This window comes from Streptomyces sp. UNOB3_S3 (genome assembly GCF_020740895.1).
In the GTDB taxonomy this organism is placed as follows: domain Bacteria; phylum Actinomycetota; class Actinomycetes; order Streptomycetales; family Streptomycetaceae; genus Streptomyces.
Genome location: NZ_JAILXP010000285.1, coordinates 1 through 9,450 on the forward strand (window position 1 = coordinate 1; position 9,450 = coordinate 9,450).

At 70.4% G+C, this 9,450-nt stretch carries 10 protein-coding genes; 8 read left to right on the plus strand and 2 right to left on the minus strand.

Annotation, left to right across the window (positions count from 1 at the left end; genetic code table 11):
* The 8 genes from K6I33_RS25815 to K6I33_RS25850 form a co-directional block, all read left to right on the plus strand.
* Positions 1–213 (plus strand): hypothetical protein (locus K6I33_RS25815; RefSeq protein ID WP_229356927.1); only part of this gene is annotated, 213 nt, incomplete at its 5' end.
* 28 nt (positions 214–241) lie between these two features.
* A complete protein-coding gene (locus K6I33_RS25820) occupies positions 242–634 on the plus strand; it encodes a hypothetical protein (RefSeq protein WP_229356928.1) in 393 nt (130 codons plus the stop codon).
* Complete coding sequence (locus K6I33_RS25825; RefSeq protein WP_229356929.1) at positions 631–1,437, plus strand: DUF317 domain-containing protein; 807 nt, start codon at positions 631–633, stop codon at positions 1,435–1,437. Before K6I33_RS25820 ends, K6I33_RS25825 begins: the two co-directional genes overlap by 4 nt.
* Before the next feature lie 95 nt (positions 1,438–1,532).
* Positions 1,533–2,126, plus strand: a complete 594-nt coding sequence (locus K6I33_RS25830) for a hypothetical protein (protein WP_229356930.1) — start codon at positions 1,533–1,535, stop codon at positions 2,124–2,126.
* Positions 2,123–2,899: a DUF317 domain-containing protein gene (locus K6I33_RS25835; RefSeq protein WP_229356931.1), complete on the plus strand. Its 777-nt coding sequence runs from the start codon at positions 2,123–2,125 to the stop codon at positions 2,897–2,899. Before K6I33_RS25830 ends, K6I33_RS25835 begins: the two co-directional genes overlap by 4 nt.
* 42 nt (positions 2,900–2,941) lie before the next feature.
* The gene (locus tag K6I33_RS25840) at positions 2,942–4,741 is read left to right on the plus strand and encodes a type IV secretory system conjugative DNA transfer family protein (protein WP_229356932.1); all 1,800 of its coding nucleotides are present in this window, start codon (positions 2,942–2,944) and stop codon (positions 4,739–4,741) included.
* Positions 4,738–5,946 carry a DNA cytosine methyltransferase gene (locus K6I33_RS25845; protein ID WP_229356933.1) on the plus strand — a complete coding sequence of 403 codons (1,209 nt, stop codon included), beginning with the start codon at positions 4,738–4,740 and terminating at the stop codon, positions 5,944–5,946. The genes K6I33_RS25840 and K6I33_RS25845 overlap by 4 nt, the downstream gene beginning before the upstream one ends.
* Positions 5,946–7,124, plus strand: a complete 1,179-nt coding sequence (locus K6I33_RS25850; protein WP_229356934.1) for a DnaB-like helicase N-terminal domain-containing protein — start codon at positions 5,946–5,948, stop codon at positions 7,122–7,124. The genes K6I33_RS25845 and K6I33_RS25850 overlap by 1 nt, the downstream gene beginning before the upstream one ends.
* Positions 7,125–7,496: 372 nt before the next feature.
* On the opposite strand, the gene K6I33_RS25855 is transcribed toward K6I33_RS25850, so the two are convergent.
* Positions 7,497–8,384, minus strand: a complete 888-nt coding sequence (locus K6I33_RS25855; protein WP_229356935.1) for a DUF5655 domain-containing protein — start codon at positions 8,382–8,384, stop codon at positions 7,497–7,499.
* A gap of 289 nt (positions 8,385–8,673) precedes the next feature.
* Positions 8,674–9,183 carry an O-acetyl-ADP-ribose deacetylase gene (locus K6I33_RS25860; RefSeq protein WP_229356936.1) on the minus strand — a complete coding sequence of 170 codons (510 nt, stop codon included), beginning with the start codon at positions 9,181–9,183 and terminating at the stop codon, positions 8,674–8,676.
* Between the last annotated feature and the right edge of the window lie 267 nt (positions 9,184–9,450).

The following is a 9,450-nucleotide window of genomic DNA, read 5'->3' on the forward strand; positions in this document are numbered from 1 at the left end:
ACCCCGCACACATCCGGAGCCCGAGCCATCCCCGAGCGCGACCGCACCACCCCGCCGCCGATCACCGCTGAACGGCCACCCCGCCTGGCCGCCTTCCTCTTCCGCCGCTACGTGCACGCCTGCGCCCTGGGCAGCAGCACACGCGGCATCCCCCTGGCCACCGGACCGTACGGGGCCCTCGACGAATCCCGCCGCCTCGGCCGGCGCCCCTGACCACCGCCCCCTTCATCACCGGAGCGCCATGCCAGATCCGACGCCCTATCCCGTACTCCTCGCTGACAACATCGCCCGCCATCTTGGCCTGCTAGCCCAGCACCTTTCCCAGGCCCCGCCGGATCAGACGGCTCAGATCCTCGGCCGCGCCCTCGACGTCAACGACGGCATCCTCGGCCAAGTAGCCACCCTGGTGGAAACCGGCTCCCGTGCCACCCGATCTCACGCCGAGCAGGGCATATTCCCGCCCGAGGTGTGGCTGGCCCTCGGCCGCGCCGCGAACGACCTGAACACCATGTGCGCGGACCTCGATGATCACGCCGAGGATTTCCAGCGCCTAGCCCAACCGACCCGAGCCAACACCACGGCCCGGCCGCCGGCACCGGTCGCCTCGGCCTTCGTCGCACGGCGGCACCGGTGAAGAAGGCATCGGCCGGCTGGGGGCAGGCCGGCCAGCAGGCCGAGCAGCACTACCTCGTCGAACCGCGGCACCTGGCCGGCGGCGGCGACCTGGGCCACGTCACCGAGTTCCTGCGCGCCTCCGGCTGGCAGGACCGCTCGCCCAGGGCCGGCGTGCCGGTCATCTTCGACAGCCCCGACCGCACGGTCCGCATCGGCTACGACCCCTACACCCAGCCGGGCGGCTGGACGATCCGGGGCACGGCGACCGGCCAGCAGGACGCCTGGCACGCCACCCTCGGCAAGCAGGTCCCGGTCGAGATCGTCGCCGGATTCACCGACGCCCTCACCCGCCCCCGATCCGCGCACGCCCCCAACGTGTGGGAACCGCTCCAGCAGCATGGATGGGACACGGAGCAGGGGCAGCACGTCACCGTGATGAGCCCCGACGGCAACGCCTTCGTCCAGTTCCATCAGGGCGAGCGGGGACAGGCGTACTGGTGGGCCGCGGCGCAGACCGAACACGGCCCGGCATGGAATGCCGTGTTCACCCCCACCACGCCGATGCACCTGGTTCAGGCGTTCACCACCGCCCTGTCCGACCCGCAGCCGGTGATGCGACCGCGTGGACACGTCCCGCCCACCCTTCGCGTTCGCACCACGTCCGTCTCCGTGCTGCCCTCCCAGCTCAGTGCCTGGCAGCAGGCCCGCGTCACCGCCGCCCGCGCCGCCACCTGGGCCCGCACCTCCTGGGCCAGCACCCGCCCCCGCAAGAACCCCACCGGCCCGTACGCCACCGCTGGCGGCGCCCGGACCCGCCGCTGAACCAACCGGCCCCGGCCACCACGGCCGGGGCCGGATCGAGAGGCCCCCCTCGTGCCGCACCCCGACGACCTCACCGCCCGGAAGATCCACCGCCTTTGACGACGAATCCCGTCTCAGCCCACCAGTCACTTCTTGAACAGCTCGCCGTCTTCATCCAGGAGAGCGAGCAGATCCTGGCCGACTGGGACGCCTACTCCGATCAGCACACCGACCTCGACGGCTGGCCCCACGACGAGAACACGTACGGGCTGCGCGCCGGCCTCCGGGACGCCGCGACCTGGCGTGCCTTCAACCGCATCCGGCACGCCGCCAAGAGCCTAATCGCCACCGCCGAGGCGCAGCTGGAGCAACTGCCGTCGTCCCGCGTCCAGTCCCGGTGGGCCTGGCAGCTCGACGCCCTGGACACCGCGCTCGACCAGCTCACCGGCCTCCACCGGGACTGGCTCACAGCCCGGGACGCTCTGCCGCCGTCGGCGACGCCGGGTACCGAGGCGTACGACGACGCGCTGGCCGAGCGCAACGCCGAAGCCTGGCACTACCTCAACGAGTGGTCCCTGCACGGCCGGGCCCTCCTCGAGATCCACGCCGCGACACAGGACCACCCGCCGCACACGCCGACACCCATCGCCCCGTCGCCTTCCCGCGCCGCGCCCCTGTCGTCCGGCAAGGCGACCCGGACCCGCCGGTGACACCTGCGCCCGGGGACATCGACCAGGTGCTCATCGCCCCGCGCTACCTGGCCGGCGGTGGCGATCCAGCATGGATCACCACCGCGCTCCACCGGGCCTGCGGCTGGAGCCACGGGCACGACCCGTTGATGCCCCGGGTTCACCTGCTCAGCCCCGACCGGCAGGCCATGCTGCGTCTCGACCCCTCACCGGACCGGCAGTGGTGGACCCTCCAGCACGCCCCCACCGCCACTCGGCCAGCCTGGTCGGCGACCTTCGGCGCGCGCACGCCGGTGGAAATCATCGCCGCGTTCACCGACGCCCTCACCGACCCCGCCGCCCCCGCTTCGCGTACGGCCACCCCGTACAGGCCGCTGCACGCGGCCGGGTGGGAAGACGCCGATGCCGATCACCGTGACGGCCTCATCTCGCCCGACGGCATCGCCCACGTCGAGCACTTCACCCAAGGCAACTCCAACAGCTGGTACGTCGACGTCGCCATCAACGACGACTCCCACGGCCTGCTGTGGAAAGCGCACTTCAGCGAGAGCACGCCGCCACATCTGATCACGGCCTTCACCCGCGCGCTCTGCGACAAGGAACCCCTGCCGCGCGATGCGCTCCATATGCCAGCCCTGGGCCGCCGCCACCTCCGCTACACCACCCGCCAGGTCCCGGCCGCCACCGCCGCCGTTGCCCTGGACAAGCGCGTCAGGGAACTCGCCGCTCGCAGCACACCCGGTTCGCCTCCGCCGCAGCCCCCGCGTGTGCCCCCGCACCGCCGCTCCCGCTGACTGCCGCCTTCATCAGCTCCATCTCTTCTTGGAACCGCCCTCTTGCCCAACAGCACCCAGAACTCCGGCAACACCGACGGCTACGACATAGCCTTCCGCGTCCTCCTCGGCACCCTCGCCGTCACCGTGCCCCTGTCCACCCTCGCCTGGCTCGGCGGCAACGTCACCGCCTACCTCACCGGCTCCGGCCCCTGGACCGACTACCAGCCAGTCCAAGCTCTCCTCCATCCCGCAAGCCTCTGGCCTGACACCGGAAAAACGTCCCTGCTGATCGGAACGCGCATCGTCCCCGTCGCCGCCCTGCTCGCCCTGGCTGTCGCCTGCGCCGTGCTGTGGTCGCGACATCGCGGCAGCGCCGGAGGCCGACGGAAGAAGGTCGCCGGGATGGCGAAGCAGAAGGACATCGAACCTCTTCTGTCCAAGGCCATCACCGCCAAGGCCCGCTCCCTGCGCCCGAGTCTGAAGGACGCCAAGGCCATCGACGCGAAGGACACCGGCATCCTGCTCGGCAACCTCCAAGGGACCCAGCACGAGGTCCGCATGGGCTACGAGGATGTCGCCGTCGCCATCATGGCGCCCCGCTCCGGCAAGACCACCAGCCTCGCGATCCCCTCGATCCTCAACGCCCCCGGTCCTGTGCTCCTCACGTCCAACAAGGCCGCCGGCGACGCCTACACCGCCACGCTGGAAGCCCGGGCGAAGGTCGGCCGGACCTGGTCGATGGACCCTCAGCAAATCGCGCACGCGAGCCGGGAGATGTGGTGGAACCCGCTTGCCGACGCCAAGACCCTCGACGGCGCAGGGCGGCTGGCCGGGCACTTCCTCGCCGCCTCCGTCGACGCCTCCCAGCAGGGTGACTTCTGGTCCAAGGCCGGATCCAACATCCTGAGCCAGCTGTTCCTGGCCGCGGCCCTGGACGAGCGGCCCATCACCGACGTGATGCAGTGGCTAGCCTTCCCCGCCGACCGCACTCCGCTGGACATCCTGCGCGACCACGGCTTCAGCGCCGTCGCTGCCCAGCTCAAGGGCACCGTCGAAGGCCCGCCCGAGACCCGCGACGGCATCTACGAAACCGCCCGCCAGTACGCAGCCGCCCTGCTCAACAGCGACATCGCCGCCTGGGTCACCCCACAGAAGAACATCCTCGAGTTCAAGCCAGCCGACTTCGTCACCTCCCGCGACACCCTCTACCTGCTGTCGAAGGACGGTGGCGGGGGCGCGAGCGCGCTGATCGCCGCGTGCGCGGACTCGGTGATGCGGGCCGCGACCGCCCAGGCCGAACGCGCCGGTGGACGCCTGGACCCGCCGATGCTCGCGATCCTCGATGAGGCCGCCAACGTGTGCAAGATCAGCGATCTCCCGGACCTGTACTCGCACCTCGGCTCCCGCGGGATCATCCCGATCACCATTCTCCAGTCCTACCGGCAGGGCCAGAAGGTCTGGGGCGATGCGGGCATGGACGCCATGTGGTCCGCCTCCACGATCAAGGTGATCGGCTCCGGCATCGACGACCCGGACTTCGCCGACAAGCTGAGCAGGCTGATCGGCGACCACGACGTCGAGACGAAATCCACCTCCACCTCGGAGTCCGGCAAGTCCACCAGCATCAGCATGCGCCAGGAGCGCATCCTGCCCGCCGACGCCATCCGCGCCCTGCCCAAGGGCACCGCCCTGTGCTTCGCCACCGGCATGCGCGCCGCCATGCTCGACCTGCGCCCCTGGTACCTCGAACCCGACGCCGACGAACTCGCCGCCGCCTCCACCCACGCTTCGAAGGCCATCACCACCCGCGCCATCGCCAAAGCAGTACCAAAACAGGACGACTTCGGGCTGGCCACGTGATCGTTGACCTCTTCAGCGGCCCCTACGGATGGAGCCATGCTCTGACTCGGCTCGGCGTCAGGGACATCGGCCTGGAATGGGACGAATGGGCCTGCAAAACCCGCGCGGCTGCCGGCCAGTTGACCATTCGCACCGATGTGGCGCTGTACCCGGTCTGGCCCTTCCTCGGCCGGACGACAGGACTGATCGCCTCACCGCCCTGCCAGGCATGGTCGATGGCCGGCAAACGACTCGGCTTGGTGGACCAGCCCCTGGTCCACCAAGCCGTCGCCGACCTCGCCAAGGGCCGCGACACCCGTGAACGACTACTCGCCGCCTGCCGAGACCAGCGTTCCCTGCTCGCCGCCGAACCCATGCGCTACCTGCACGCCCTCAACACCATGGGCGAACCGGAGTGGGTGGCCATGGAAGAAGTGCCCGATGTCCTGCCGCTGTGGAGGCAGTACGCCGTCGTCCTGCGCCGCTGGGGCTTCTCCGTGTGGTCCGGGATCCTCAACGCGGCCGACTACGGCGTTCCCCAGACGAGGCGGCGGGCCATCCTCCTCGCGTCACGGACGCGCGCCGCTGAGCCTCCCGCCCCCACGCACGCGAAGGTCGCCGAGCCCGAGACGTTGTTCGGTCCAGGGCGCGAGCGGTGGGTGTCCATGGCCCAGGCGCTCGGCTGGGGCGCCATCGACCGCCCCGTCCCGACCGTGTGCGCCGGCGGCGGACCAGGCGGAGGCCCGGAACCCTTCCCCTCCGGCTCCCGCAAATCGCTCGCCGGCGCCCGCGACCGCGGCACCTGGAAGAACCACCCACACAGCAGTGGGCAGAGGCGCTCCGCCCCAGCGCCCACCGCGAGCCGTTCCGGGGCACGCTGGTCCTGGGCGCTGCGCAGCAACAACCAGGCCAACGCCACCGTTCGCGGCCTGGACGAGCCGGCTGGGACGTTGTTCTTCGGCCGCCGCGCCAACGAGTGCGTCTGGGTCGCCGGCCCCGTCGACAGGCGCCAGCACGAGGGCGGTCTGGCACCGGAGCCGATCCGGATCACGGCGGCCGAGGCCGGCCTGCTGCAGACGTTCCCCGCCGACTACCCGTGGCAGGGCAACAAGGGCCAGCGGTTCTCCCAGATCGGCAACGCGGTTCCCCCGCGCCTCGCCGCTCACCTCCTGGCCCCGCACCTCGGCAAGACCCTGGGCCCCGACGACTTCACCCTGGCGGCCTGATGCCCGACTCCACCAGCCCCCAGCTGGACCCGGGCCGGGAGGGACCAGTGCCGCCGCAGCCGGTGCACTACGCCGAGCAAGCGCTGCTCGGCGCTCTCCTCCTCGACCCGCAGCAGCTGAAGACCATCGCCGCCCTGGAGCCCGGCCACTTCGGCGACCACTCCCACGCGGCCCTCTTCGCGGCCATGCGCGCCCTCCCGCCGCCAGCCGCCGAGGCGCATGCCAGAGAACCGGTCTGGCTGAACGCCGTCCTGCACGCCGCCCGGCCCCAAGCCCCCGGCCTGAGCGCCGCCTACCTGCACAGCCTGGTCCACGCCTGCCCCTGGGCCGGTCACGCGGCCACGTACGCGCGGATGATCCGCGCCGATCACGCCCGCCGGACCCTGCGCTTGCACGCCCAGCGCCTCGCCCAAGCAACCACCGACACCACCGCCCCGAATCCCGCCATCACCATCCTCGCCGAAGCCGATGCGCTGACCCGCTTCCTGGACGATCTGGCCGGCCAATTCGCTCCGCACCCTGGTTCCCTTCCGCGCACCCCGCTGGCCGCTATCCCGGCATGGGATACGGGTGAGGAGGCTCTGTCCGAGGAACGGCTGCTGCTGGCAAGTGCCATCGCGCACCCGGACGAGTTCACGACCATGCGGTGGCTGCAAGCCGACGACTTCGCGCTGCCCTTGCACGCAGCTCTCTTCCAGTGCTTGTCGGCCCTGGCCCACCGGGGTGATCCTGTGGACACGGTCACCGTGCTGTGGGAGGCCCAGCACCATGGCCTGCTCAGCGCCGACATCGCACCGGCCGACCTGATGAATCTGGTATCGACGCCCGTCGGCTCACCCGAATACTGGGGCGAGCGCCTCCTCCAACGCGCCCTGCTCACCCAGGCACGCGCCACCGGCCTGCGAATCCAGGCGATCACCGACGACTCCGCCAACAGTCCCCATCAACTCATCACCGGCAGCCGCCGCGCCCTTGCCAACCTGACCAAAGTCCGGGCTCGATGGCAGTGCGCCGCTACACCCACGACCCCGCCAACCCGCCCCGGCTCACCCCGCGCACCGGCAACTACCCGGGCCGGGCCGCCCCGCGTCGCCGACCTACCTGCTTCCACCGCGCCCCGCGTCACCCGATATCCCCACCCCGGGCCCGGCCAGCACGCCGTTCGGCCGGGCCGGTGAACCGAGCACCCATGCCCCACCCGCCCCCCGACACCCACGTCCAGCTCGCCCGGCACTCTGACACACCAACGCCGTGACCGCCACGATCATCGGATCCCGGCACCTACATCTCCCGGTTCTTCTCAGCGTCCGCGGCTTCCGCCCCGTCGACCAACAGACGATGGTCTGGTCCGCATCGACCAACACGCTGGTCGTTCAGGGAAGGCCCATAGCAGCGATTCCCCGGTTAGCGAAACCGGGGAATCGCTGCACCATGGGAGATCCACCGCCATTCCCTTGCCCGACACGTCGAAAGGCCGTACCGAGATCGAGTCACAACTTCATACGTGCCACTCCCGCATCATCGGTGAGAACGCAGAGCGGCCGGCGTCCCTACACCGCGGTGTAACTGAGCCGGAACAGATCCTGGGCACGCTCCAGGTCGCGGTCCGTGCGCAGCTGCACTTCCAGGTCGCCGGTCCCGTGGTGGCCGAGCTCCGTCACGTCCCGGGTGAATCCGGGGACGAGGTCGACCTCCTTGGGGTTGGCCTTGAGGTAGATGAGCAGTTTGTTCTTCTGCGGCGGGCACAGGCAGGCGAAGTTCCGCAGCCGCTGGTACGCGCGGTAGGTCTTGCGCTGGACCGTGGTGATGTCGTCGCCGAGTCCCAGCAGGGCCTGGCCGACCTCGGCGTACAGCTCCTCCATCGCGCTCTCAGCCGCACGAGCACCGGGTGCAGCGGTCCCACTGGCCCGGCGGGCGTGCGGCACCGCCATCTGGGCGGCGACGGACGCGACCGTCTCCAAGCCGAAGTGGTCCTCGCCGAAGAAGCGGTAGCGGACCAGGTCGATGCTGCGCCGGTGCTCGCGGATGGCGTGCACGTCGTAGCGAGTGAAGTTGCCGGCGACGCATATCAGCCTCGGTGCGCTCCACAAAACCTGGGCTGCGGCCGACGCCCCTAGCCGGTCGCGGACCAGGTGCCCGAACTCCGCCTTGTGGTCCACGAGCCACGACAGGTAGAAGAGCCCCTGGTTGATCACGCCGGCATCCGTCGCGCGCTTGAACTCGATGACCACCGGGGCACCGTTCCCATCAATGCCCAGGGTGTCGATCCGGCCGCCGTGGACGGGGCCCGTGCTGTACTCGCTCGCCAGGAACCGTACGCCGAGCATGGCCTCGAGGTTGGTCTCGATCAAACGCTGCACATCCGCCTCGGCCTCGGCAAGACGCGGCATGACCTCCGTCACACCGCCCTTCGTGTGGAACAGCTTCAGCCCCGGCACTTTCCCCTCCTCGGTTGCAGAAGGTCAACGCTAACGGGCGTTGATGCAGTGTGATCCCCTACGCACGACACCCGCACCTGGGCTCCCGAAGCTGGCGGCCCAGACCTTGTCATCAGCGAAACCGGTAACCGGTGCGCAGGCGCCTGCACCGCCGACCACGACGTCATTACACCTATCGCAAAAACAGAGCCGCTGGAGTGCCGCAGCCTGATGGCATGGCAGCATCCCAGCAGCTCCGCAGGGGCTCGGGCCGGGCAGACGCTCTCGGTGGAGTAGAGAGGAGGACCAGTCACCCCACCCGCGCGGCGAACGCCTCGTACGCCCGCTCGTCGAAGAGGACGAAGCGGACCTCCTCCACGCTCGTCTCCGTCCCCCGCACCGTCTCCACCGCGATGCGCGCCGCGTCCTCCATGGGCCAGCGGTAGACGCCCGTGGAGATGGCCGGGAACGCCACCGTCCTCGCGCCCAGCTCGTCCGCGACCCGCAGGGACTCCCGGTAGCAGGAGGCCAGCAGAGATTCGTCGGCGCCGGAAATCCGAAACACCGGGCCCACGGTGTGGATGACCCAGCGCGCGGGCAGCCGGCCCGCCGGGGTGGGCACCGCCTGGCCCGTGGGGAGGCCCTTGCCGTAGTGGGAGGCGCGGAGGGCGCGGCAGGCGGTGAGGATTTCGGGGCCACCCTTGCGGTGGATGGCGCCGTCGACGCCGCCGCCTCCGAGGAGGGAGGAGTTCGCCGCGTTGACGATGGCGTCGACGTGCTGCTCGGTGATGTCGCCCTGGACACAGGTGATGGTGGTCATGACACCGTATTCACCCATATTCTGCCGGTAAAGGGCACTCCTGCCTGCGGGTTTTCCCGGAGATCCCCGAGATCCGCCCGTTCGGGAAGCGGAAACCGGGCAACCTGTCACCGGCCCCTCGCCTCCTTCTGTTGTGTGCGGCCGCACCGCCACGCACAAGGTCACGAGGCGCGGGCTTCATCGACTTCATCGCGTACGGCACGCGGGGAAACGAGGGATACATGGGTGTGGGAGGAAGGGCGGCATCCCGGGCGGGGGTGGGGCGGG